The sequence below is a fragment of the Halomonas sp. KM007 genome, assembly GCF_050709225.1.
Taxonomy (GTDB): domain Bacteria; phylum Pseudomonadota; class Gammaproteobacteria; order Pseudomonadales; family Halomonadaceae; genus Vreelandella; species Vreelandella hamiltonii.
In genome coordinates, this window is the sequence record NZ_CP136131.1 from 2,256,814 (window position 1) to 2,279,289 (window position 22,476).

The 22,476-nt window shown below is 62.8% G+C and carries 21 protein-coding genes; 10 read left to right on the plus strand and 11 right to left on the minus strand.

The genetic code is table 11. The annotated features are described in order from the left end of the window. A complete protein-coding gene (locus RVM27_RS10630; RefSeq protein ID WP_287806951.1) occupies positions 1 to 588 on the minus strand; it encodes a gamma-glutamylcyclotransferase in 588 nt (195 codons plus the stop codon). Positions 589 to 721: 133 nt separating this feature from the next. On the opposite strand from RVM27_RS10630, the gene RVM27_RS10635 reads away from it, so the two are divergent. Further along, on the plus strand, positions 722 to 1,600 hold the full coding sequence (locus RVM27_RS10635; protein ID WP_498956543.1) for a sirohydrochlorin chelatase: 879 nt from the start codon (positions 722 to 724) through the stop codon (positions 1,598 to 1,600). Positions 1,601 to 1,698: 98 nt separating this feature from the next. Beyond that, complete coding sequence (locus RVM27_RS10640; protein ID WP_498956544.1) at positions 1,699 to 3,285, plus strand: ABC-F family ATPase; 1,587 nt, start codon at positions 1,699 to 1,701, stop codon at positions 3,283 to 3,285. Between the two features lies 1 nt (position 3,286). On the opposite strand, the gene RVM27_RS10645 is transcribed toward RVM27_RS10640, so the two are convergent. The 7 genes from RVM27_RS10645 to RVM27_RS10675 form a co-directional block, all read right to left on the minus strand. Further along, positions 3,287 to 3,880 (minus strand): cell division protein ZipA C-terminal FtsZ-binding domain-containing protein, encoded by a 594-nt coding sequence (locus RVM27_RS10645; RefSeq protein ID WP_498274664.1) that lies wholly within the window; start codon positions 3,878 to 3,880, stop codon positions 3,287 to 3,289. Positions 3,881 to 4,259: 379 nt separating this feature from the next. Beyond that, positions 4,260 to 5,378, minus strand: coding sequence for an alkene reductase (locus RVM27_RS10650; RefSeq protein WP_287808802.1), 1,119 nt, complete (start codon positions 5,376 to 5,378; stop codon positions 4,260 to 4,262). A 166-nt stretch (positions 5,379 to 5,544) separates the two neighbouring features. Further along, positions 5,545 to 5,916 (minus strand): hypothetical protein, encoded by a 372-nt coding sequence (locus tag RVM27_RS10655; RefSeq protein WP_498956545.1) that lies wholly within the window; start codon positions 5,914 to 5,916, stop codon positions 5,545 to 5,547. A 121-nt stretch (positions 5,917 to 6,037) separates the two neighbouring features. Then, positions 6,038 to 7,237, minus strand: coding sequence for a M24 family metallopeptidase (locus tag RVM27_RS10660; protein WP_287148024.1), 1,200 nt, complete (start codon positions 7,235 to 7,237; stop codon positions 6,038 to 6,040). A gap of 70 nt (positions 7,238 to 7,307) precedes the next feature. Next, entirely contained in the window at positions 7,308 to 8,048 is a 741-nt protein-coding gene (locus tag RVM27_RS10665) for a TSUP family transporter (RefSeq protein WP_287148023.1), read from the minus strand. A gap of 11 nt (positions 8,049 to 8,059) precedes the next feature. Next, positions 8,060 to 8,746, minus strand: coding sequence for a transglycosylase SLT domain-containing protein (locus RVM27_RS10670; protein ID WP_287148021.1), 687 nt, complete (start codon positions 8,744 to 8,746; stop codon positions 8,060 to 8,062). 74 nt (positions 8,747 to 8,820) lie between these two features. Next, positions 8,821 to 10,239, minus strand: a complete 1,419-nt coding sequence (locus RVM27_RS10675; protein ID WP_287148020.1) for an aminotransferase-like domain-containing protein — start codon at positions 10,237 to 10,239, stop codon at positions 8,821 to 8,823. A 233-nt stretch (positions 10,240 to 10,472) separates the two neighbouring features. Between RVM27_RS10675 and RVM27_RS10680 the strand changes: the two genes are divergently transcribed. From RVM27_RS10680 to gabT, 3 genes are read left to right on the plus strand one after another with little or no spacing between them, the layout of a single operon-like run. Next, the gene (locus RVM27_RS10680) at positions 10,473 to 11,888 is read left to right on the plus strand and encodes an APC family permease (protein ID WP_227407176.1); all 1,416 of its coding nucleotides are present in this window, start codon (positions 10,473 to 10,475) and stop codon (positions 11,886 to 11,888) included. Between the two features lie 30 nt (positions 11,889 to 11,918). Beyond that, the gene (locus RVM27_RS10685; RefSeq protein ID WP_498956546.1) at positions 11,919 to 13,370 is read left to right on the plus strand and encodes an NAD-dependent succinate-semialdehyde dehydrogenase; all 1,452 of its coding nucleotides are present in this window, start codon (positions 11,919 to 11,921) and stop codon (positions 13,368 to 13,370) included. Between the two features lie 11 nt (positions 13,371 to 13,381). Then, complete coding sequence (gene gabT / locus RVM27_RS10690) at positions 13,382 to 14,653, plus strand: 4-aminobutyrate--2-oxoglutarate transaminase (RefSeq protein ID WP_287148018.1); 1,272 nt, start codon at positions 13,382 to 13,384, stop codon at positions 14,651 to 14,653. A gap of 17 nt (positions 14,654 to 14,670) precedes the next feature. Here gabT and RVM27_RS10695 read toward each other — a convergent pair whose 3' ends face one another. Next, positions 14,671 to 14,970: a deoxyribodipyrimidine photo-lyase gene (locus RVM27_RS10695; RefSeq protein ID WP_054641729.1), complete on the minus strand. Its 300-nt coding sequence runs from the start codon at positions 14,968 to 14,970 to the stop codon at positions 14,671 to 14,673. 111 nt (positions 14,971 to 15,081) lie between these two features. Between RVM27_RS10695 and hmuQ the strand changes: the two genes are divergently transcribed. Next, complete coding sequence (hmuQ, locus tag RVM27_RS10700; protein WP_016915196.1) at positions 15,082 to 15,384, plus strand: heme-degrading protein HmuQ; 303 nt, start codon at positions 15,082 to 15,084, stop codon at positions 15,382 to 15,384. A 57-nt stretch (positions 15,385 to 15,441) separates the two neighbouring features. Here hmuQ and menA read toward each other — a convergent pair whose 3' ends face one another. After that, positions 15,442 to 16,368, minus strand: a complete 927-nt coding sequence (gene menA, locus RVM27_RS10705; protein ID WP_054645397.1) for a 1,4-dihydroxy-2-naphthoate octaprenyltransferase — start codon at positions 16,366 to 16,368, stop codon at positions 15,442 to 15,444. Positions 16,369 to 16,554: 186 nt separating this feature from the next. On the opposite strand from menA, the gene RVM27_RS10710 reads away from it, so the two are divergent. The 4 genes from RVM27_RS10710 to menH are packed head-to-tail and all read left to right on the plus strand — an operon-like array spanning position 16,555 to position 20,858. Beyond that, positions 16,555 to 17,037 carry a DoxX family membrane protein gene (locus RVM27_RS10710; RefSeq protein WP_054641826.1) on the plus strand — a complete coding sequence of 161 codons (483 nt, stop codon included), beginning with the start codon at positions 16,555 to 16,557 and terminating at the stop codon, positions 17,035 to 17,037. Positions 17,038 to 17,043: 6 nt separating this feature from the next. After that, positions 17,044 to 18,375, plus strand: a complete 1,332-nt coding sequence (locus tag RVM27_RS10715) for an isochorismate synthase (RefSeq protein ID WP_287148017.1) — start codon at positions 17,044 to 17,046, stop codon at positions 18,373 to 18,375. A gap of 4 nt (positions 18,376 to 18,379) precedes the next feature. Beyond that, complete coding sequence (menD, locus tag RVM27_RS10720) at positions 18,380 to 20,083, plus strand: 2-succinyl-5-enolpyruvyl-6-hydroxy-3-cyclohexene-1-carboxylate synthase (protein WP_498956547.1); 1,704 nt, start codon at positions 18,380 to 18,382, stop codon at positions 20,081 to 20,083. After that, entirely contained in the window at positions 20,073 to 20,858 is a 786-nt protein-coding gene (gene menH / locus RVM27_RS10725) for a 2-succinyl-6-hydroxy-2,4-cyclohexadiene-1-carboxylate synthase (RefSeq protein ID WP_058578113.1), read from the plus strand. Before menD ends, menH begins: the two co-directional genes overlap by 11 nt. A 38-nt stretch (positions 20,859 to 20,896) precedes the next feature. Here menH and RVM27_RS10730 read toward each other — a convergent pair whose 3' ends face one another. After that, on the minus strand, positions 20,897 to 22,366 hold the full coding sequence (locus RVM27_RS10730; protein ID WP_498956548.1) for an anion permease: 1,470 nt from the start codon (positions 22,364 to 22,366) through the stop codon (positions 20,897 to 20,899). Between the last annotated feature and the right edge of the window lie 110 nt (positions 22,367 to 22,476).

Genomic DNA, 22,476 nt, shown 5'->3' on the forward strand with positions numbered 1-22,476 from the left:
CTATCGGTAGCGCTGCAGGTGCTCCTCCAAGGCAAAAATATGTGCATCTTCGGTGCCCAACTCGCGCAGCGCTTGGGCTAGGTTCAGCAAGTAAGCGCTGTTGGGGCCGCTGGGGCCATGGGCCTGGGCAATTTGCTGAGCGATATCGGCCAGCGGGGCATCGCCTAAAAACGCTGGGTTGTCCTCGCTGGCCAGATAAATCAGCCCCTCGCTAGGCGCTTGGTCGGCGTCAGGGTTGCCCGCCTCATCCAAAAACGTCAGCGTGACTTTTTCCCGCAGGTAGCCGTTTTTCTCCCGCACATCCAACGGTGCGAGCACCTCTGGGGTAATGCGGTAGGCCATGCCGTGACATACCGCGCCTTCGGCACGAATCAGCGTCGCCACTCGCCCCGGCACGTCCGGCGTGCCGCGGTGGTCGTGGGAGCCCTGCCAGAAGCGCCGCGCCCAGCCGGTAATCGCTGCAGGCCGGCGCTCTAAATAGTCAAAATCGGCTTTCCAGATCAGCGAACCGTAGCCAAAAAGCCAGATATCCGCATGGCCGTCGAAGAAGTTTCTTTGCTGGTTTAACGTCGTGGTATCAAGCAACATAAGCGATCTACATTTGTGACCAAAGTGGCTGCACGCGCATGGCGTTAACGGTGGTTCATCATCCGGGTTATACGATTGATTTACCAGCCAGACGTAGTGCTCTATGACGCTCCGATTGAAAAGGATGAACGCGATGCGCGCTATTTTTCTGGTCGATAACGGCTCTCTGCGGCCTCAGGCGACCCACAGCCTGCGCCGCGTGGCGGCAGCGTTGAGCGAGACGCTAGGGGAGACTGTTCAGGCGGCCTCGCTGTTGCACTCCAATAAAATCCCCGCTGAAGAGGTCGACGGCATTCCCGCCATTACGTTAGGCCCCGCCGCCGAACGCAGCGCCGAGGCAGGCGCCACCGAGATTATCGTGCTGCCGTTTTTCTTCGGCCCCAGTAAAGCGCTAACGGGGTATTTGCCGGAGCGAATGGCCGCGTTGCAGGCACGCTTCCTTAACGTGTCGGTGCGGGTTGCTCAGCCGCTGGTGGATGAACTGGGGAATAACGACCTGCGCTTGGCACAGCTGTTGGCCGATAACGTACGTGCGCAGCTGTCTGAACAAGGTGCTGCCAAGGTCGCGTTGGTGGACCACGGCAGCCCCATCCCCGACGTTACCGCTGTGCGTAACCGCTTAGCGGGGCAATTGAGCGTGCTGTTGGGCGACGACGTGCGCTGCGTGGCGGCAGCCTCTATGGAGCGACGTGACGGCGACGAGTACCGCTTTAACGAGCCGCTATTGGAGCGCCTGCTGGATACTCCCGAATTCAGCAGCGGCCACGTAGTGCTGGCGATGCTGTTTCTCTCGCCAGGCCGTCATGCCGGTGAAGGCGGTGACATCGCCGAGATTTGCGCCGCCGCCGAACAGCGCCACCCAGGCCTGCGGGTGCGGCCGACGGCGCTGGTGGGCGAGCATCCTGCGATTGTCGATATTCTGGCCACGCGACTTCGCCAAGCACTTGATGGCGAACGCTTTCTACTGGAAATGCCCGCGCAGACGGTAAAAGACGGTGAGCAGAAGCCTTGAGGGGAGATGTAACGCCGCCCAAAGGCGCGTAGAATCGCTTGCTTTTGCACGCATGTCGCTCCTCCATCAGGGCTATGTCGCCAACCAGGGTCTCTATCTTGATCGCCACCGCCAACATCACCATGCAGTTTGGGGCCAAGCCCCTGTTCGAAAATGTTTCCGTCAAGTTCAATAACGGCCATCGCTACGGTTTGATTGGCGCCAACGGCTGCGGTAAGTCCACCTTCATGAAAATTCTCGGTGGCGAGCTGGAGCCCTCGTCTGGCCAGGTGATGCTGGACAGCAGCACGCGGCTGGGCAAGCTGCGTCAGGACCAGTTTGCCTACGAAAACGAGCGGGTGATCGACACCGTTATCATGGGCAACGCCGAGCTATGGAAAGTGGCCGCCGAGCGTGAGCGGATCTACTCGCTGGCCGAGATGAGCGAAGAAGACGGCATGGCCGTGGCCGACCTGGAAGTGCAGTATGCCGAGCTGGATGGCTACACCGCCGAGTCCCGCGCGGGCGAGCTGCTGCTGGGCCTGGGCATTCCCATCGAGCAGCACACCGGCCCCATGAGCGAAGTCGCTCCCGGCTGGAAGCTGCGCGTGCTGCTGGCCCAGGCACTGTTCTCCGACCCGGACGTACTGCTGCTCGACGAGCCCACCAACCACCTGGACATCAACACCATCCGCTGGCTGGAAGATATTCTGAAAGCGCGCAGCAGCACCATGGTGATCATTTCCCACGACCGCCACTTCCTGAACAGCGTCTGCACCCACATGGCCGACCTGGATTACGGCGAAATTACCCTGTTCCCCGGTAACTACGACGACTACATGACGGCGGCCACCGCTGCGCGTGAGCGTCAGTATGCCGACAACGCCAAGAAAAAAGCGCAAATTGCCGAGCTTCAGCAGTTCGTCAGCCGCTTCTCGGCGAACGCCTCCAAGGCCAAGCAGGCCACCTCCCGGGCGCGTCAGATCGACAAGATCAAGCTGGAAGACATCAAACCCTCCAGCCGCGTCAGTCCGTTCATTCGTTTCGACCAGAACAAGAAGATTCACCGCAACGCGGTAAACGTCGATGCCATTACCAAAGGCTACGACGGCGAGCCGCTGTTCAAGCGTTTTTCCATGACCGTGGAAGCGGGCGAGCGGATTGCCATTATCGGCCCTAACGGCATTGGTAAAACCACTCTGCTGAAAACCCTGGCCGGTGACCTGCGCCCCGATGCTGGCGAAGTGAAGTGGACTGACGCCGCCGAGCTGGGCATCTTCGCCCAGGACCATGCCGACGACTTCGCCAATGACGCCACCCTGTTCGAGTGGATGAGCCAGTGGACCAAAGGGGGCGAGCAGGTGGTGCGCGGCGCGCTGGGCCGCATGCTGTTTTCCAGCGACGATATCGGCAAATCGGTGAAGGTGATTTCCGGCGGCGAGCAGGGGCGGATGCTGTTCGGTAAGTTAACGCTCACCAATCCCAACGTGCTGCTGATGGACGAACCCACCAACCACCTGGATATGGAGTCCATCGAGGCGCTCAACCTGGCGCTGGAGAACTATCCTGGCACGCTGCTGTTCGTCAGCCACGACCGCGAGTTCGTCTCCAGCCTCGCCACCCGCATTATCGACATGCAGCCGGAGGGCATCGTCGATTTCAGCGGCAGCTACGACGACTACCTGCGCAGCCAGGGCGTGATCTGAGTCAGCCGATGATCTGCGCGTAGGTGGATTCGCTGGCCGGTTCTCGGTCAGCGTCCAGCATGTCGCCGCTGAAGGTCTCGTTCATCTCCTTGGCGAGCTCTACATACACGTGCATCTGCTGATTGCGACGTTTATGCAGCGGCGGCTTCACCAGCAGGCTCACCCCACGGATCGGCTCGTGGGTTTCGCCCCTCAGCAGGTCGGGCATTTCCCCCGGCGGAAAGGCGTTCGCCACGGTGACGGGGTTGGAGGGCTGCTGGCCGTCGATCAGAAAGACTTTCTTGATGGCATCGTAATGGGCGCCTTTTTCCCTCAGCCACTCGGTCAGTCGGGCATCGGTCGAGGCATCCGGCTGATTGAAGATGACGAACAGCGAATGCTGTTTTACCTTGCCGGTTCGTTTGGTTGAAGGCGGCGGAGGCTCTTCAGCGGGCGGGGGCGTGGTGTCCTTGGCCACGGCGGGGGTGGGCTCTACGGCCTTTTCCCTGGCACGCCGCCGCTTGGGCATGACGACGTAGATGAAGATCAACGCGGCCACCACGCCCAGTAACAAGGAGGCGAAAGCCAGCAGTACGGGAAGAGAAGTCATATCCATGGAGTGAATCCCTGTTGTCCGTTAACGCCTAGGCGCTATTCAACCGCCAGATGGAAGCATTGAGCGCCGTAGACGGCCAGGCTGGCACCGCGCAGAGGCGCATCTTCGGTCATGTAGACCCGCCAGCCGTCGGGGGCGAAAGCGTGCCCCCGTCATGGCGGCGGCTCCCACCAGCAGTAGCGAGACGAGCAGCGCCAGCAAAGAGCCGAACATGAGCGACCTATCCAGCAGTAGGGATATCGCGTTAAAACGATAGAATCAACAGATTAACAGCGTTTCATGCGTTCAAGGCATAAAAAAGCACCACCTGAGTGATGCTTTTCATGCTTCAGGGTTCCCCTAAGTGGGGAAACCCTGAACACGTGTTGGCCTGAAACGTTTAGCCGATACGGTCGTAACCGTTATTCAGGAAAGGATAATCGGTGTAGCCCTTCTCATCGCCGCCATAGAACGTTTCATGGTTCGGCTCGGTGAGCGGGGCGTTCACACGGAAGCGTTCCGGCAAATCGGGGTTGGCGATGTAGGGGCGGCCAAAGGCCACGGCATCGGCGGTGTTTTCCTTGATGCGCGCTTCGGCACGCTCGGCGTCGTAGTTGCCGCAGTAGATCAGGCTGCCGCTGAAGCGCTCGCGCATCTGCTCGCGGAAACCATCGGGAAAAGTGATATCGCCACCTGCCCAGTTGGGCTCGTTCAGGTGCAGGTAGGCCAGGCCGCGCTTGGAAAGCTCTTCGGCCATATAGAACGCCATGGCTTCCGGCTCGTCGTCGGTCAAGCCGAACAGCTCGATGAACGGCGTCATACGGATGCCGACACGCTCAGCACCAAACACTTCCACGACCGCATCGACCACTTCCAGCGGGAAGCGGGCACGGTTTTCCAGCGAACCGCCGTACTGGTCGGTGCGCTGGTTGGTGCCGGTGGCCAGGAACTGGTTCAACAGGTAAGCGTTGGCAGCATGGACTTCGACCATGTCGAACCCTGCCCGCTTGGCGCGAATGGCCGCCTGACGGTAATCCTCCACGATACCGGGAATCTCGTCGGTCTCCAGCGCACGGGGCGTGCTGGTGGGGTGCTGACCAGCGGTGCCGTCTTCAAATTCAACAAAGCACTGAGCGCCTTCCCCTTTCAGCGCGCTGGGGGCTACCGGCTGCTGGCCGTTGGGCTGCACCATCTCATGGGAAACGCGGCCCACATGCCACAGCTGCAGGGCAATACGGCCACCTTTGGCGTGAACCGCATTCACGACGCCTTTCCAGCCCGCTTCCTGCTCATCGGTCCAGATGCCGGGCGTGTACACATAGCCACGGGCAGTGGGAGAGATGTTAGTGGCTTCGCTGATGATCAGGCCCGCACCGGCGCGCTGGCCGTAATAGGCTTCCTGCATTTTACCCGGCACGCTATCCGGCGTGCGCGAACGGGTCAGCGGCGCCATGATGACGCGGTTAGGAATGGTCAAGCTACCTAGCGTGGTGGGGGTAAACAGCGTCTCGTACGCCATAGGGCAAAACTCCTTTGCAGCAGTGGGTATCATCGCGGCAAACAGAATAGACCAGTTTACTAGTGAGCGCCAACAACGATGCTATGCCCTAATTAATGGGGGCGGACGCGCAAAACAAAACCCCGCCGAGGAAATGAGGCGGGGTTAGAGGGTAAATAACGTTTGTTCAGTGCCGTTGCCAAGGCCAGCGACGCTTAACCGGCGTATCGATTTGGCTAATGGCGCTGGTGAGCGGCAGCATGATCGCGCTGAGCTGGCGGTGGCAAACGGAACTACTGAGTACGCCGGGGCACTGTTTGAGCAGCAGGTCGCACTGTTGGGAGGCGATAAAGAGCTGCTCTATAACCTCAGGCGCGAACAGCGGCTTGGCCTGCTGGCAGCAGCGGGTCAGCTCTCGGGAGAGCATGGAGAGCATGCTGGTGTCTAGCCAGCAGGGCAGCGGGTCTTCTAGCCGTCCGGCAATCGAATGCTGAACGGCTTCAAACGATGTGCGTAAAAACAGCAGGGTTTGACGAAGCTGGCGCTGTTCACTGGTCATGGGACGTTCCTTCACCTCAACGGCTCTTTATCGACCAAGATGTTGGCTAAAAAGAGAGTGTTTCTCATTTTCATTTCTGGTGAAGATAGCCTCCCTCAATCGCGGTGTCAATCTCAGGCTATTATCTCAGGCCATCATCACGGGCCTGATAAAGCTGCCAATCGTTGTTGGTGAGCGGCTTAGCACCCTGCTCGGTGACCACCACGGTATCGCTTAAGCCAACGCCCCACTGGCCGGGTACCCGCAGGCATAGCGGTAAATGAAACACCATGTTGGTTTCAAAGGTGCGCGTTTGGCCTTTGGCAATGTAGCCCGTGCCTTCTACCCAACTCGGCGGAAACTGCGCGCCCACGGCGTAGCCAAACACCCCGGAGAAAAACAGCTGGTCGCGTTGAGGGGCCAGCAGGGCATCAGCGGCCTGGGCGGCGGCATCAAAAGAGTGACCAGAGCGCATGGCCTCGCAGAGGGTTTCAAATATCGAGCGGCAGAGGTCTTGGGTGGCGGTGAGAGCGGCGTTCGGGGTGCCGGTTACGGCGGTGCGCATCATCGGTGCGGTGTAGCGTTGATACGCTGCACCGAACTCTAAAAACACTGGCTCGTTGACCTGAATGACGCGGCGTTTATGGTTAACGTGAATCACCCCAATGCGGTGCCCGCTGGTGACGATAGGCTGTAAGTTCATAAACTCGCTGCCGTTTTCGAGTAGCGCTTTAGCGCCAATGGCGGCAATGTCGTTATCGGTCATGCCAGGTTGAATGGCGGCCAGCGCCGTCTCTAAGCCAACGGCGGTGATGCGGGCGCTCTCTTTTAGCATCTCAAGCTCGGCGCTGCTTTTAACGATTTTGATGGCATCGAGCAGGTCGCTCGCTTCAAAAAAGCGCTCTTTACCCACCGCCTGGGCCAGGGCGTCCATCACGCCCACTCGCAGCCCGCTGCTCCAGCCGTCGATGCCAATGCGCGGGCAGGGGGATAACAGGTCGGCCAGCGGGGCGATGATTTCATCCAAGTTTTCCCACCGGTAGCCAATAATCTCGTCAACACGGGCGGTCACCACCGCGGCACCCGTTTCAATCGAGGCCACTTGGAGAACGAGCTTGTCTAGCGTGCAGACCAAGCAGGCATGCACCGACACCTCAAAGGTGTGATAACCGGTCAAATAATTGATATCAGCGGGGTCGGTGAGCAGCAGCGCGTCTAGCCCGCGCTGGGCCATGGCGTGGCGCACCTTCTCAAGGCGCGCTTGATACTCAGCGGGGGCAAAGGGTAGCTCGCTTTGGGTAAGCGATGTGGCAAGGGCTTCGCGGTAGTGGTGGTAATCCATGGCGACCTCCAGCGTTAGGTAAGGTCAGTATAGGTCGCCATCTAAAGCGTGCCGCGAAGGCCCTCAACGGTTAACGGGTTAACAGATACACCCCCTGCAGGAAGTAGAACACCCCAATGCCGGTCACGATCCAGCGGGTCCAGGTGCGGAAGTTGGCGTCGGTCAGGCGGTGCAGAATCCGCGTGCCGGTTTGCGTACCTAGCATGGCAAAAGGGGCGGCCAGTAGCACCATGGCCCACTCGCCAGCGCTGAGCGCAAGGGCGGCACCCAAGTAGAAGAGGATTTTGATGGAGTGGGCGACCACTTGAATCATGGCTTTGGTGGCCACGACTTGGCGGCGGTCCATCTGCGAGCGCACGAAGAAGATATCGATCAGCGGGCCGGAGACCCCGGCGGCAATCGTGAGGCCGCCAGAGGCGATGCCGCAGCAAAACGCGTGGCTGGCGCGATGAGCGTCTAGCTGGAACCAGTGCCTGGGCGTCCAGACCAAAATCGGCAGCAGCCCGATCAATAAGGAAACGGTGGCCGCATTGGGCGTGTAGTTAAACAGCAGCAGAAGCCCTGCCGCGCTGAGTACTCCCAGCGCCATCAGTGCCACAATGCGCCACACGATAAAGCGCCGCGAAAGCCATGCCCGAGAGGCATTAGCCGTTAACTGAATCACCCCATGCACGGCCATGGCAGTACTGGCGGGGAATATCACCAGCAGGAACCACAGCAACACCAGCCCGCCCGCCATACCAAACACGCCGGAGAGCATGGAGGTAAAAAACACCACGCCGACAAAGGCGACGCCCATCAACAGTGTCATGAACGACCCCCTCAGCTACGACAGAACGGCCACACCTGATAGAACTTGCGGCACTGGAACTCTGCCTGGCAGCTGTTGAGCTGGGCCTGGTAGCGGTTAGAGAGGCTCGCCACTTGGCGGCCCGCGTTGAGCACCTGGGGTTTGCTGCGATAGGTGCCCCGCTGATAGCCGCCTGCGCCCTCGTGGTAGGCGTAATAGAGGTGTTCAGGATTGTTGAGCGAGATGCCCGTTTGGGCGCGAGTGCGGGCGTTATACCAGCCAATGAAATCGGTGGCGTGCTTCATGTGCGTGCGCCGGGCAAACAGGCTGCCCGCTTGGTCTTCGTACTCACCCCATACCGGGTCTTGAGCTTGGGCGTAGCCTTTGGCGGACGACGGGCGCGGGCCGGGAATAAAGCCAAGGTAGTATTTGCGGTCTGGGCGTACGTGGCTACGAAACGAGGATTCCCGCTGAATGAACGCCATTTGGGTGGCGATGGGCGTTCCCCACTTCTCTTCAGACGCTTGCGCGTAGTCGTACCAGCTCGGCTGCTCGCGGAAAATCTCGCAGATATTGGTCTGATCCTCCGGTGGGCTAGGCGCAAAGGTCGCGCACCCAGAGAGCAGCAGTAGGGTAGCGACGGTCAGCCATCCGCGGAGCGAAGCGGTAGAAGCAGCAGAGAAAGTAGAGACCCAAACGCTATCAACAGGGCGATGCATAGGACGGTCCTTGTGGATAAGTCATGTTAGTTTCGTGTTGTTTAGTGTACTGACGGATAAAGTACCTGGGCCGCTTAGCGCAGCAGCGGCTCCAGGCAGCGGCGCAGGCGCTGCGCTTCGCGTGCCAGGGTTTCCCCCGACAGCATACCCACCCCCATCACCAAGCCAGCGCGCGGGTCGTTTGGCGCACACACCGGGCTTAACGGCCGCACGATTAAGTGCTCTTTTAACAGCGATTGCGCGATGGCCACATCGTTAACGCCCGGCGCGAACTCCACGCACAGGCTGATGGCACTGCTGGGCGGCGAGACCGAGCGCACCTGGGGCAGCGAGCACAGCTGGTCGTGCAGCACCTGCTGGCGGCCTAAATAGTCGCGCTGAATGCGCCGACACCAGGCATCCAAATCACCATCAAAAATAAACTGGGCCAGCACGGCTTGGTCCAGCATACGGCCCTCGCGAAACAGCTCGCTGCGCAGGCGGTTCATCGGCCCCGCCAAGTGGCGCGGCACCACAAGATAGCCCAGCCGCAGGCCGGGAAACATCATCTTGGAGAACGAGCCTACCAGCAAATGGCGTTCGGAGTGGGCATCGAACAGCAGGTTAGGGTGATCGTCGCGGTTAAATTCGTAGTCGTCTTCCACCACATAGGTAGGCGATAACGCCTCACACAGCTGACGTTTATGCTCTGCGCGGGTCGGCACGCTGAGCGGGTAGTGATGCGAGCCAGTGAGGTAAGCCAGCGCCACGGGGCCGGGGGAAGCAGGCAGCATATGGCCCTGTTCCGGCCGCCACGGCAGCATGTCGATGTTCAGCCCGGCGGCGGTAAACACGTTGCGCGCCCCCCAGTAACAGGGCGACTCCATGGCCACCGTATCGCCCACATCCGCCAGGGCCACGGCGCACAGCTCGATGCCGTTGTGGGTGCCGTCGGTAATGATGATCTGCTCGGTATCGCAGTGAATATTGCGCCAGCGGGCCAGAAATTCGCGGATGGCCCGCTTCAGCGGCCCGTAGCCGCCGGTGGAGTAGGAGAGCAGCAGGGCGTTTTGCGGCACCGTGACGCTGGCATAGAGCTGGCGCCACTTGCGCATCGGGAACTGGGCGATATCGGGAATGCCGGGCACGAAGGCGCCGCTTTGAATCATGCTGGCCCCAGGCCCCTGCAAGACGCGCTGAGCGCGACGCGAAAGCCGAGGCGGCAGCGGGGGCTCGTGCGCTGGTGCGCTGGGCTTGCAGGTCCAGGTGCCCTGGCCGTGGCCGGTGGTCAGCAGGCGTTCCTCCTGCAGGGTGGCCATGGCCAGAGCCAGCGTTTGGCGGGCCACGCCGAAGGCCTCTGCCAGGGCGCGGTGCGAAGGCAGCCGCAGCCCGCCAGGCCACTGCTGAATGATGGCCTGGCGCAGCGCCTGCTCTATTCGTACCTGCTTGCTGAGCCGTTCAGGCTGCAGTGCATAAAGTTGTACGCATTGGTGCAACACCCGCTCGCGATCCATGAAATTGCCTCTTTTTCTCTGCCAGGCCGCTCACGATCAGCCTCTTAGACGAAAGCATTATGCGGAATATGCACCTCCATGGTGCATTCAAAAAGTGGTCTAGTCGAACGCCAAAGTGGTCCATTACGCGGTTTGGCAGCCACCTGCTAGCGTGATGTTATTCCCTTGTCGGAATCAGGACACTGCGCCCAGAGCGCCAACCATAATCTCCAAAAACGTGCAGGAAAACGATAATGACGACTCCCTCTTCTGAACAGGACAAGCTCGTCCGAGTGCTGGCCCGGGGCGACGTGTTGGCCCTGGCCTTTGGCGCCATGATCGGCTGGGGCTGGATTGTACTGACCGGCACCGCCATTCAATCCGCCGGTAGCCTGGGCGCTATTTTAGCCTTTATCGTCGGCGGTCTGGCGATCGTGATGGTCGGCCTCACCTACGCCGAGCTGGCCTCTGCCATGCCCAGGGTGGGCGGCGAGCACGTCTACAGCTACCGCGCCCTGGGCCACTTGCCCTCGTTCCTGTGCACCTGGGCCATCATCCTGGGCTACTTGAGCGTGGTGGCGTTCGAAGCCGTGGCGCTGCCTACGGTCATCGAGCATCTGGCCCCCAACTACGCCGTGGGCCACCTGTGGACCATCGCTGGCTGGGAAGTGAAAGCCACCTGGGTCGCCGTGGGCGTGGGCGGTTCGCTGGCCATGATGATCATCAACTACTTCGGCGTGACCACCGCGGCGCTGATTCAGAAAGTCGTCACGGGCATGATTCTGCTGGTGGGCGTCATGTTTGTCACGGGGGCGCTGTTCGAAGGTGAAACCATCAACATGATGCCGCTGTTCACCCAGGCCGATACCGGCGTGGTGGCGGGCATCGTCGCGGTGCTGGTCATGGTGCCGTTCCTGTTCGTGGGGTTCGATGTGATTCCCCAGGCCGCCGAAGAGATCAACCTGCCGTACAAGGCCATCGGCAAGGTACTGATGATGTCGGTGATCCTGGCGGTAGTGTGGTACGCGCTGATCATTCTGGCCACCAGCCTGGCCCTGAACAGCACCGAACTGGCCGCCAGCTCCCTGAGCGTGCCGGATGCCATGGGCAGCCTGTTCAACGCCCCCTGGGCCAGCAACCTGATGGTATTGGCCGGTATTGCGGGCATCATCACCAGCTGGAACGCCTTCTACATCGGCGGTTCCCGGGCGATCTACGCTCTGGCGAAAGCGGGCATGCTGCCTGCACCGTTTGCCAAGCTGCACCCGCGCTATAAAACGCCCACCAACGCCATCTTCCTGATGGGCTTTCTCTCCTGTATCGCCCCGTTCTTCGGCCGCCCCGCGCTGGTGTGGATCGTCAACGCCGGTGGCCTGGGCATCGTGATTGCCTATCTGTTCGTGGCCATCTCCTTCGTGGTGCTGCGGGTTCGCGAGCCGGAGATGGAGCGCCCGTTCCGCATTCGTCACGGCAAGCTGTGCGGCACCCTGGCCGTGGTGCTCTCCTTCGGCATGGCCTGCCTCTACCTGCCCGGTAGCCCGGCGGCACTGAGCGGCGCTGAGTGGAGCATCTTCGCGGGCTGGTCTTTGCTCGGTGTGGGCCTTTACATTCACGCGCTGCGTACCTATGGCCGCGCCTACAGCGACCAACACATGATGGCTGACCTGTAAGCCGTTCCAACATCTTTAAAGGAGCACGCTATGAGCTTTATCGAACAGTGGTTGCACGATGCCGTACCGGCCCTGGTGGGCGGGCAGTGGCGCAAGGGTCAGCAGACCTTCGCGGTGGACAACCCCGCCACCGGCGAGACTATCGCTCATGTGGCGGACTTGAGCGCCGACGACACCCGCGACGCCGTAGCCGCCGCTTATGAAGCCGGTGCCGCCTGGCGCGCCACCCCGGTCAAACAGCGCTCCGCGCTGCTGCGCCGCTGGTTTGAGCTGGTCAATGAGCACGCCGACGACCTGGCCCGCCTGATGACGTTAGAGCAGGGCAAGCCGCTGGCGGAAGCCAAAGGCGAAGTGACCTACGGCGCCTCATTCATCGAATTCTTCGCCGAAGAAGCCAAGCGTATGGCGGGGGAAACCCTGCCCAGCCACGGTGCGGACAAGCGCCTGCTGGTACTGCGCGAGCCGGTCGGCGTGGTCGCGGCGATTACCCCGTGGAACTTCCCGCTGGCGATGATTACCCGCAAATGCGCCCCGGCCCTGGCCGCTGGCTGCACCGTGGTCATCAAACCCGCCGAAGCCACCCCGCTCACTGCTCTGGCCGCCGCCTACCTGGCACTGGAAGCGGGCCTGCCCGCCGGTACCATCAACGTGGTCACGGCCTCCAAGCCCGCCGCCGTGGGCGAAGTGCTCACCACCGATGCGCGGGTGCGCAAAGTGTCGTTCACCGGCTCTACCCCGGTGGGTAAGCACTTACTTGCACAGTGCGCCAGCACGGTGAAGAAAACCGCCATGGAGCTGGGCGGTAACGCCCCGTTCATCGTCTTCGATGACGCCGACGTGGACGCCGCCGTGAACGGAGCCATCGCCTCCAAATTCCGCAACGCCGGGCAAACCTGCGTATGCACCAACCGCTTTCTGGTGCAGGACGGCATTTACGATGCCTTCGTCGCCAAGCTCACCGAGCGTGTGAACGCGCTCAACGTGGGTGACGGCCTGGCAGAAGGCAGCATCATCGGCCCGCTGATCAACCAAGCCGCCGTGGATAAAGTGCAGCGCCACGTCGACGACGCGGTGAACAAAGGCGCACGGCTGCTGTGCGGCGGCCAGCCCCACGCGGCGGGCGAGCGCTTCTTCACCCCCACGGTATTGGCGGATGTGACCACCCAAATGGCCGTGGCCGACGAAGAGACCTTTGGCCCAGTCGCGCCGGTGTTCCGCTTCAAGCAGGACGAAGAAGCCATCGCCATGGCCAACGACACGCCGTTTGGTCTGGCCGCCTACTTCTACGCCACGGATTACCGCCGCATCTGGCGCACCATGGAAGCGCTTGAGTACGGCATGGTGGGCGTGAACGAAGGCTTGATCTCCACCGAGCTGGCGCCCTTTGGCGGCGTGAAGGAGTCCGGGTTGGGTCGCGAAGGCTCCCACCACGGCCTCGATGAATTTACCGAACTGAAATACGTCTGCGTAGGCGGCCTGTAAAGAGAACGATGATGACTAACCAAGAATTGAACGACCTGAAAAACCGCTTCGTGGCCAACGGTGCCGCCACGCCCACCACCCAGTTTGCCGAGCGCGCCGAAAACGCCGAACTGTGGGACGCCGACGGCAACCGCTGGATCGACTTCGCGGGCGGCATCGGTGTGCTCAACCTGGGCCATCGCCACCCGAAAATCGTCGCCGCCGTGGAAGCGCAGCTCAAGAAAGTCATGCACACCAGCGCGGCGGTGATCTCCTACGCGCCCTACGTGCAGCTGTGCCAGAAGCTCTGCGAACTGACGCCGGTGCGTGGCCCTGAGCGCAAAGCCATGCTGGTGAACACCGGCGCCGAAGCGCTGGAAAACGCCGTGAAGATCGCCCGCGCCGCCACTGGCCGCACCGGCATCATCACCTTCGATGGCGCCTTCCACGGCCGCACCATGATGACCCTGGCGATGACCGGCAAGGTGCTGCCCTACAAGAACGACTTCGGCCCCATGCCGGGCGACGTATTCCGCGCCCCGTTCCCCAACCCGCTGCACGGCATCAGCGAAGAAGCCTCGCTGAACGCCATTCGCACGCTGTTCAAAACCGATATCGCCCCGCACCGCACGGCGGCCATCGTGATCGAGCCGGTACAGGGCGAAGGCGGTTTCTACATCGCCTCACCGGACTACCTGAAAGCCCTGCGAGCGCTATGTGACGAGCACGGCATTCTGCTGATCGCCGACGAAGTGCAGTCCGGCTTCGCCCGTACCGGCAAGCTGTTTGCGCTGGAACACAGCGGCATCGAAGCGGACATTCTCACCACCGCCAAGAGCCTCGCCAACGGCATGCCGCTCTCTGCCGTGGTCGGCACCGCCAAGGTGATGGACGCCTCCGGCCCCAACTCCCTGGGCGGCACCTACAGCGGCAACCCGCTCTCCTGTGCGGCGGCCCTGGCGGTGATCGAAGCCATCGAAGAAGAGAACATCCTCGCCCGCAGCGAGCAGATGGGCAACATGCTGGCTGAACGCTTCGCGGTCTGGGAAGAACGCTTCCCCGCCGTCGCCCACGGTCGCCAACTCGGCGCCATGGCCGCGTTTGAACTGCTTGATAGCGACGGCAAGCCAGATTCTCAGATGACGGGCGCGCTATGTGCTAAAGCACGCGAGAAAGGCCTGATCCTGCTGTCCTGTGGTTTCTACGGCAACAGCATCCGCATCCTGGTGCCGCTGACGGTATCGTCTGCGGTGCTGGAGGAGGGGTTGAGTATTATTGAGGAGTCGTTGGAAGCGCTTAGCTAGTAGCCTTCTAAGCCGCACTAAACCCGCCCATCGTCAGGTAGCGTAAGCTGTTGACGGTGGGTGGGTTTTTTGTGGGTAACTGCAAGGTTGGTGGAGCGCTTACGGCCCAGGGTGTCGAGCGCCTGGGCCAAGTCAACTAGCGAATCGGCGGCAAACTGCCAGTGGCGCAGGGCGCTGTCGGGCGTTTGCCACTGGTCGGGCTCGATGGCAAACAGCGGCAGCACCGGGCCTGCCGCTGCGGCGTTGGCCAGCGGTGCGTGATCGTGAATGCGCAAATCGCGTTTGAACCAAACGACCTGAAGGGGTGCCTGAGCCATGAGCCGTAACGCCTGTTCGTCGTAATCTATTCGTGATGAACGGAAGACGTTACCATCAAGCCAGCGTTGGCGTAATCACTCTATCTACTCCCGCTCAACAGGAGAGTCTCGATGTACATAGCCATGAACCGTTTTCGGATTGCCCCAGGCCGCGAAGAGGATTTTCTGGAGGTGTGGCGCAACCGCGATTCCCACCTGGAGGAAGTGCCGGGCTTCAAGGAGTTTCACATGCTGCAGGGCGAAAGCCAGGAAGAGCACACCGTGTTCATCTCCCACAGTGTGTGGGAATCCGAAGAGGCCTTCCGCGCCTGGACCAAGTCAGAGGCTTTCCGCAAGGCCCACGCCAATGCCAAATCGCCGGAAGGCATCTACCTGGGCCCGCCCAAGTTCGAAGGCTATGAGGTAGTGCTGTAAGGCCCTTGGCCCTTGGCCCCAAGCCCCAAGCCCCAAGCCCCAAGCCCCAAGCCGCCGTCAGGCAAGCGCTAGCCCCACCGCGAGCAGCAGGCTGTAAACCAGCGTGGAAAGCGCGGTTTTCTTGAGCATGCCCGTTAGCTGCTCGCCATCCTCTGTGCGGCTGAGCGTGCGCCCGGCGTCGTAGAGCGGCTTGGCCACCACCAGGCAGCTCCAGCCCACCCAGGGCACGGGCAGCCACACCAGATACCCCAGTGTCAGCAGCAGGGCGGCGCCCAGAAGCGCCCAGTGGTAGAGAATGGCCCGCCGTTTACCCAGCCTCACGGCCAGCGTCATCTTGCCGTGGCGGGCATCGCTGTGGATGTCGCGCACGTTATTGACGTTGAGCACGGCGGTGGCCAGCAAGCCGCACACGGCGGCGGGCAGTAGGGCCAGCCCGCTCAGGCTCTGGGTATGCAAATAGAGGGTTCCCAGCACGCCCAGCAGCCCAAAAAACACGAACACCGCCACATCCCCCAGCCCACGATAGCCATACGGTTTGCCGCCCAGCCCCACGGTGTAAGTGATGGCCGCCAGCAAGGACGCGGCCCCCAGCAGCACGAATACCAGCCAGCTGCGCAGGTCGCTGCCAAAAGCGACGAACAGCAGCGACAACCCCGATATGGTCGCCGCCAGCCCGGTGAGCAGCATGCCCCGGCGCATGGCGTCTGGGGTCAATAGCCCACTGGCCACCGCCCGCACGGGGCCGGTGCGGCTAGCATCGTCCACCCCCGATTGGGCATCGCCATAATCGTTGGCCAGGTTGGAAAGCACCTGCAGCAGAAGGGCCGTGAGCAGCGACAGCAGCAGCACCCCACCCTGAAAGCCACCCGCCTGCGCCGCCATGCCCGAACCCAGCAGGATCGAGGCGCAGGCCAGCGGCAGGGTGCGCAGCCGTGCGGCGAGCAACCAGGCATGGAGTGGGCGGTGTGGGGCGGTGTGTTCCATGGTGAGCATTCCTGTTGCAGTCGCTGAACTGGTCAGCGTGGCCGGTCGGTGTAGCCATCGGGCAGAGTGAACATTCGACTCTGTACCATTAATGGCAAAAACCACGACCTGGGTCAAAAAAGAGGTATCTGTCCTGACGCACACTGGGGCTTCCCCCTGAAAGTGAACGTGGCAGGAGTCTACGCGATGATCGGCGAGTTTTTCAGACAAAACAAATATGCTGCCCTGGTTTGGCTACTGCTGAGGCTGTACCTGGGCATTACTTGGCTGACCCTGGGCATCGGCAAGATGACCGGCGGCTTCAATGCCGAAGGGTTTTTGAGCAATGCCGTGGCCAACCCGGTCATGCGCGAAGGCAGCGTGGTCTACCCCAACTACGTGGCGTTTCTGGAGCATGTCGCGCTGCCGTATGCGGATGTGATCAACGTGATAATCCCGCTGGGGGAAGTGCTGGTGGGGCTGGGGCTGATCGTGGGCGTGTTGACCTGCTATGCCGCTTTCTTTGCCATCGTCATGAACATGTCGTTCTTGATGGCGGGCACGGTGTCCACCAACCCCTGGATGATCGCCCTGAGCTTTTTCCTGCTGGTGGCCGGTGCCAACGCCGGGCGCTATGGTGGCGACCGCTGGGTGCTACCCTATATCAGGCATCGGTTGTCAGGGAAGTAACGCACTATGCAGGTGATCCAGGCCGCAAAGGCGCTGGCAGCACAGCTGTCGGCGCTGGACCTTTTGGCATGCCGGGGCACGCAGAGCCTGAGCGTGCCCTGCGAGGTGGCGGATTTGGTGGGGTGGTTGAACGCACAGCGCGTGACGCCCCGTCTTTATTGGCAGCCGCGTGAGGCCTCGGCGGCGGGCTATGCCGTGCTGGGCGAAGCGCGGGCGTTTGACTCTCTGGTGGCGCTGCAGGTCGATATGCAGGCTCAAGCTCAGGCCCAGCCCGCCAGCGGCTCGCCCGACTATTTCGGCGGGGTAGCCTTCGATGCCCAGGCGGCGGGTTGGCCCGGGTTTGGTGACTGCCGCTTCATACTGCCCCGGGTGCTGCTCAAGCGTCAGCAGGGGCGGTGTACGCTTTCCGTGAACCTGCGCTTCGATGACCACCCTCCCGCCGAAGAGCTGGCCGCCGCCCAGGCGTGCCTGGCGGCCATCGTCCCGGAACAGCCGCTGCCCCCGGTGGCCCATGGCAGCTACCAGCGGTGTGATACGCCCACGCGGCGGGAGTGGGGCCGCTGGGTATCGCAGGTGTCCCAGCCCGAACGGCTGCAGCAGCTTCCCAAAGTGGTGCTTTCCCGAGAAACCTGCCTGACCGCCGAGCGCGTGCTCAGCCCCTGGGCCTTGCTGGGGCGCTGGCAGGCCGAAGCGCGGCACTGCTTTCATTTCGGGGTGCAGTGGGCGCCCGGTACGGCGCTGATTGGCTGCTCCCCCGAACGGCTCTACCGCCGCCAGGGCCAGCAGCTGATCACGGAGGCACTGGCCGGTACGACCCGGCGGGGGCGTGACACGGCGCAGGATGAAGCGCTCGCCGGGGCGCTGCTGGCCGATAAAAAGAACGGCCTGGAAAACCAGTGCGTGTATCAGCAGCTGCTGACCCAGCTGGAGCCGCTGGCCCAGCGCCTGGAGATGGGCGAGGCCCACGTGGTGCCGCTGCGGTCCGTGCAGCATATTCGTCGCGAAATCCATGCCGAGCTGCACCCCTTCATCACCGACCAGCAGCTGCTCAGCGTGCTGCCGCCCACGCCTGCCGTCGGCGGCACCCCGCGGGCGGCGGCGCTGGCCAGAATCCGTGAGCTGGAGCGCCACGCCAGGGGCTGGTACGCCGGTGCCTTTGGCCGCGTGGGGCATGACTCCAGCGAGCTGGCGGTGTCGATTCGCTGTGCCCAGGTCAGCGATACGGCGATCCGCCTGTACGCAGGGGCGGGTATCGTGGCGGGGTCGCAGGCCGACGACGAGTGGCACGAGCTGGATGCCAAGATTGCCGATATTCTCTCGCTGCTGGGAATGGGATAAGCCGATGCATTACGCCACCTTTAACCACGTTTGGGCATCGCTGCTGTTGGAAGAGCTATACCGCTGGGGGCTGCGCGAGGTAGTCGTGGCGCCGGGCTCGCGCTCCACCCCGCTGACCATGGCGGCCAGCGAGCACGCCGGGCTGCGCTGCCATACTCACTTCGACGAGCGCGGGCTGGGGTTCATGGCGCTGGGCCTGGCCCGAGGCGCCCAGCAGCCGGTGGCGGTGATCACCACGTCCGGCACGGCGGTGGCCAACCTTTATCCGGCTGTGGTGGAAGCCGCGCTGCTGGGCGTGCCGCTGGTGATTCTGTCTGCCGACCGGCCCATCGAGCTGCTGGATAACGGCAGTAACCAGGCCATCGACCAGCGGGATATCTTCGCCCGCCACACGGTGGCGCACCACGACTTGCCGACCCCCAGCCGCGAGATTCCCGCCGCCTATTTGCTCAGCACGATCGACCAGACCATGGCGCGGCAGCATCGCCTGCCGGGCCCGGTGCACTTCAACTGCCGCTACCGCGAACCGCTCTACCCTTCCGGCCCGCCCATGGAGGCCAGCGACTACCTGGCGCCGCTTTCGCGCTGGCAGCACCGCGATGCCCCCTGGAGCGCCTGGCAAACCGCTCCTGCCGCCTTGCCGGTGGCATGGCCCGCCGCCTTCACCCGGCAGCGCGGGGTAATCGTGGTGGGGCGCATCGATGACCCCCAGCAGGCGGCCCCCATTGCGGCCCTGGCCGAGCAGCTGGGCTGGCCGCTGTTGGCCGACCTGCAAAGCCAGCTGCACGGCGACCCGCGCCACCTGGTGCACATGGACCTGGCCCTTCAGGACCCGCAGGTCAGCGCCGAGCTGGGCCGCGCCAACGTGCTGCTGCAGTTTGGCGGCAGGCTGATTTCCAAGCGCCTGACCCAGATGATTGCAAGCCACCCCTGGCAGCAGGCGTGGCTGGTCGACCCGTTACCCCAGCGCCTGGACCCGGACTTCACCCTTACCCAGCGGCTGGTGTGCACGCCCGCCGAGGCCATCGCCACGCTGCCCGCCGGGCCCGCCCAGCCCCCCTGGCATACCCTGGCGCGCCTTCAGCAGCGTACCCGCCAGGGCATCGAACGCTATACGGCGGAGTTTTCCGAGCTGGGGGTGTGTCATCAGGTGTCGCAACTGGCCAGAGGGGCGCTGTTCGTGGGCAACAGCCTGCCCGCCCGGCTGATGAACATGCTGGGCTCGACCCGTTCGACGCCGCTGCGGGTGATGGCCAATCGCGGGGCTTCGGGCATCGATGGGCTGCTGGCCTCTGCGTACGGGTTGGCCTGCACGACCGATGAACCCACCACGGTGATTCTGGGCGACACCAGCGCGCTTCACGACCTCAACAGCCTGGCGCTGCTGGCCAGGGCCAAAGCGCCGCTGGTCGTGGTGGTGCTGAATAACGATGGCGGCAGCATTTTCCACATGCTGCCGGTGCCGGACGAAGGCGACCTGCTGGAGCGCTACTATCGCCAACCCCACGGGCTCGCGTTCGAGCATGCGGCGCGCATGTTTCACCTGAACTATGCCGCACCGACCACGCTGGCGGCGTTTGGCGAGGCCTACACCCAGGCGCTGGAAGCCGGGGTGACGCTGATCGAGGTCACGGTGCCCCATCAGCAGGCCACCGATGCGCTGCAAGCCTTGGGCGCGTGGCTCCGGGAGGCAGCCCATGCATCCTGACCCTTCGCCGCCTTTTACGCTGGTAATGCTGCACGGCCTGCTGGGCGATAGGGACGATTGGCAGGCGCTTGGTGAGGCGCTGGAGCAAGCGCAGCCGGGCGTGCGCTGCCTGGCGCTGAACCTGCCGGGGCATGGGCAGCCCATCACGCCTGCAGTAGGCTCTTTTGCGGATTTTCATGACTGGCTCAGCGGCACGCTGGCCGAGGCGGGCGTGGGGCGTTATGGCCTGCTGGGCTACTCCCTGGGTGGCCGACTGGCGCTCTATCATGCCAGCCAACGGCCCGCCGGTCTGGAGGCGCTGTGGTTGGAGAGCGCGCACCCCGGGCTGGCCGCGCCAGAGCGGGAAGCGCGCCGCGCCCACGATGAGCACTGGGCGCAGCGTTTTGAGCAGTCGCCGCTGGCCGACGTGCTGACAGCATGGTACCAGCAGCCGGTGTTTGCCGATTTGACGCCAGTACAGCGCCAGCGTCAGATTCAGCGCCGGTTGGCCAACCATGGCCCCGCCGTGGCGCACATGCTGCGGGCCACCTCGCTGGGTCGGCAGCCCTCTCTCTGGCAGTGGCTGGCCGAGACCGACCTGCCAGTGGGCTATTTCTCCGGCCTGCGGGACCATAAGTTCAACACCCTGGCCAATCGCCTGACGCAGCACGCGCCGCGCCTGCGCCACTGGGCGCTGCCGGGCGGCCATAACCTGCATGTGGAACACCCCAAGGCCATGGTAGGGCACTTGTCACAGCAACTGGCACAGCACTTGGCACAGACGCTGCCGCGCTAAGCGCGGCAAGCGTATGGTGCACTGAGTCAGTACATGGCTCACTGAATCAGCAGTAGCCAGGGCAGACCAATGGCCAGCCAGGCCACCAGGAACAGCAGCCCGAAGATGGCCCCCAGGCGCCAGTACAGCGCGCTGGGCAAGTAGCCGCTGCCGTAATACACCGGGCTGGGGCCGGTGCCATAAGGGGTCAGAATGCCCATGAAACCCAGGGTGGGCAGCAACAGCAGAATGAACAGCTGCATGTCCAGCCCCGCAATGCCTGAAGCTGCCGCCAGCATGACCGGCAGTAGAGCAGTTACGTGGGCGGTGATGCTGGCGAAGAAGTAGTGCAGAACGTAGAAGATGACCACCAGGGCGACCATGGCCACCAGCGGGTCGAAGTGGCTGATCTGCCCACCCACCAGGTTGCCGAACCAGCCCACGAAGCCTACCTGGCTCAAGCCGCCCGCCAGAGCCACCAGGGTGGCAAACCACACGAAGGTGTTCCAGGCAGCGCGGTTATCGAGAATGTCGTTCCAGCTCACCATGCCGGTCAGTAGCATGCCGCAGATGACCACCAATCCCACCAGCGACGCCGATACCCGGTCGCCAGCGAAGATCCACAGCAGCAGCGCGGTGACCACCATGATGACCAGCACGATTTCGTGGCGGGTCAGTGGGCCCAGGTTCTGCAGCTCCCCTTTCGCCCAGTCGGAGATCTCATGCCCGGCCTTTACCTCCGGGGCGCATAGCCAGTAGCACAGCAGCGGCACCAACAGCAGCAGAAGGACCCCCACCGGCACCACCGCCACGAACCACTGCCCCCAACTGATATGGATGCCCGTGGCGCTTTCGGTGAGCGCTATGGCCAGCAGGTTCGGTGCCAGGGCGGTGAGAAACATCGAGCTGGTCACGCAGGTGGCCGCAATGGCGGTCCACATCAGGAAGCTACCCATACGCTTCATGCTGGGGTCGTTGGGGTGCGAATCGTAAAGCGGCGGCAGGTTGCGAATCACGGGGTAGATCGTGCCTGCGCTGCGCGCCGTATTGGACGGCGTAAAGGGGGCCAGAATGCCATCGGCGATCATCACCGCGTAGCCAAGAGTCAGCGTACGCTTCCCCATTGCCTTGACCAGCCAAAGCGATATTCGCCTGCCGAGTCCGGTTTTTTCATACCCCAAGGCAAACATAAAGGCGCCGAAAATCAACCACACGGTGGAGTTGGTAAAGCCCGACACCGCCCAGGCGAAGGCCTGGTTGGCGGCGTTGAAGCCGTCGTTGGCCAGCTGCTCCGGGGAGAACAGCACCCAGCGGGAAAGCAGCGCCACCAGGGTAACGCCGACCAGCCCGATGACCGCGCCGGGCAGGGGTTCCAGAATCAGGCCGACCACACAGCCCAAAAAGATGGCGAAGAAGTACCAGGCATGGGGCGGTAGCCCGGCCGGGGTGGGCAGCAGGGCGATCACCAGCGTGGTGGCCAGTGGCGCGAGCAGCGGCCAGCGAGAGCGGAGCGAAGTGCTGAGGTTCATGGCGACCTCTCGATAAGGTTATCGGCAAGCCGTAGCGCCTTGCCTGAGTGAGCACAGCAGAGATGAGATCCAGCGTGGTGTTTCACGGGTGTCAGGGAAAGCATAGGCAA

Coding starts and splice junctions, on each gene's coding strand:
- gabT (WP_287148018.1), top strand. CDS start 13,382: ATGACTAACCAAGAATTGAACGACCTGAAAAACCGCTTCGTGGCCAAC.
- RVM27_RS10645 (WP_498274664.1), bottom strand. CDS start 3,880: ATGGATATGACTTCTCTTCCCGTACTGCTGGCTTTCGCCTCCTTGTTA.
- RVM27_RS10670 (WP_287148021.1), bottom strand. CDS start 8,746: ATGCATCGCCCTGTTGATAGCGTTTGGGTCTCTACTTTCTCTGCTGCT.
- RVM27_RS10715 (WP_287148017.1), top strand. CDS start 17,044: ATGCAGGTGATCCAGGCCGCAAAGGCGCTGGCAGCACAGCTGTCGGCG.
- RVM27_RS10675 (WP_287148020.1), bottom strand. CDS start 10,239: ATGGATCGCGAGCGGGTGTTGCACCAATGCGTACAACTTTATGCACTG.
- RVM27_RS10730 (WP_498956548.1), bottom strand. CDS start 22,366: ATGAACCTCAGCACTTCGCTCCGCTCTCGCTGGCCGCTGCTCGCGCCA.
- RVM27_RS10665 (WP_287148023.1), bottom strand. CDS start 8,048: ATGACACTGTTGATGGGCGTCGCCTTTGTCGGCGTGGTGTTTTTTACC.
- RVM27_RS10650 (WP_287808802.1), bottom strand. CDS start 5,378: ATGGCGTACGAGACGCTGTTTACCCCCACCACGCTAGGTAGCTTGACC.
- RVM27_RS10630 (WP_287806951.1), bottom strand. CDS start 588: ATGTTGCTTGATACCACGACGTTAAACCAGCAAAGAAACTTCTTCGAC.
- RVM27_RS10655 (WP_498956545.1), bottom strand. CDS start 5,916: ATGACCAGTGAACAGCGCCAGCTTCGTCAAACCCTGCTGTTTTTACGC.
- RVM27_RS10695 (WP_054641729.1), bottom strand. CDS start 14,970: ATGGCTCAGGCACCCCTTCAGGTCGTTTGGTTCAAACGCGATTTGCGC.
- RVM27_RS10680 (WP_227407176.1), top strand. CDS start 10,473: ATGACGACTCCCTCTTCTGAACAGGACAAGCTCGTCCGAGTGCTGGCC.
- menA (WP_054645397.1), bottom strand. CDS start 16,368: ATGGAACACACCGCCCCACACCGCCCACTCCATGCCTGGTTGCTCGCC.
- menH (WP_058578113.1), top strand. CDS start 20,073: ATGCATCCTGACCCTTCGCCGCCTTTTACGCTGGTAATGCTGCACGGC.
- menD (WP_498956547.1), top strand. CDS start 18,380: ATGCATTACGCCACCTTTAACCACGTTTGGGCATCGCTGCTGTTGGAA.
- hmuQ (WP_016915196.1), top strand. CDS start 15,082: ATGTACATAGCCATGAACCGTTTTCGGATTGCCCCAGGCCGCGAAGAG.
- RVM27_RS10685 (WP_498956546.1), top strand. CDS start 11,919: ATGAGCTTTATCGAACAGTGGTTGCACGATGCCGTACCGGCCCTGGTG.
- RVM27_RS10710 (WP_054641826.1), top strand. CDS start 16,555: ATGATCGGCGAGTTTTTCAGACAAAACAAATATGCTGCCCTGGTTTGG.
- RVM27_RS10635 (WP_498956543.1), top strand. CDS start 722: ATGCGCGCTATTTTTCTGGTCGATAACGGCTCTCTGCGGCCTCAGGCG.
- RVM27_RS10660 (WP_287148024.1), bottom strand. CDS start 7,237: ATGGATTACCACCACTACCGCGAAGCCCTTGCCACATCGCTTACCCAA.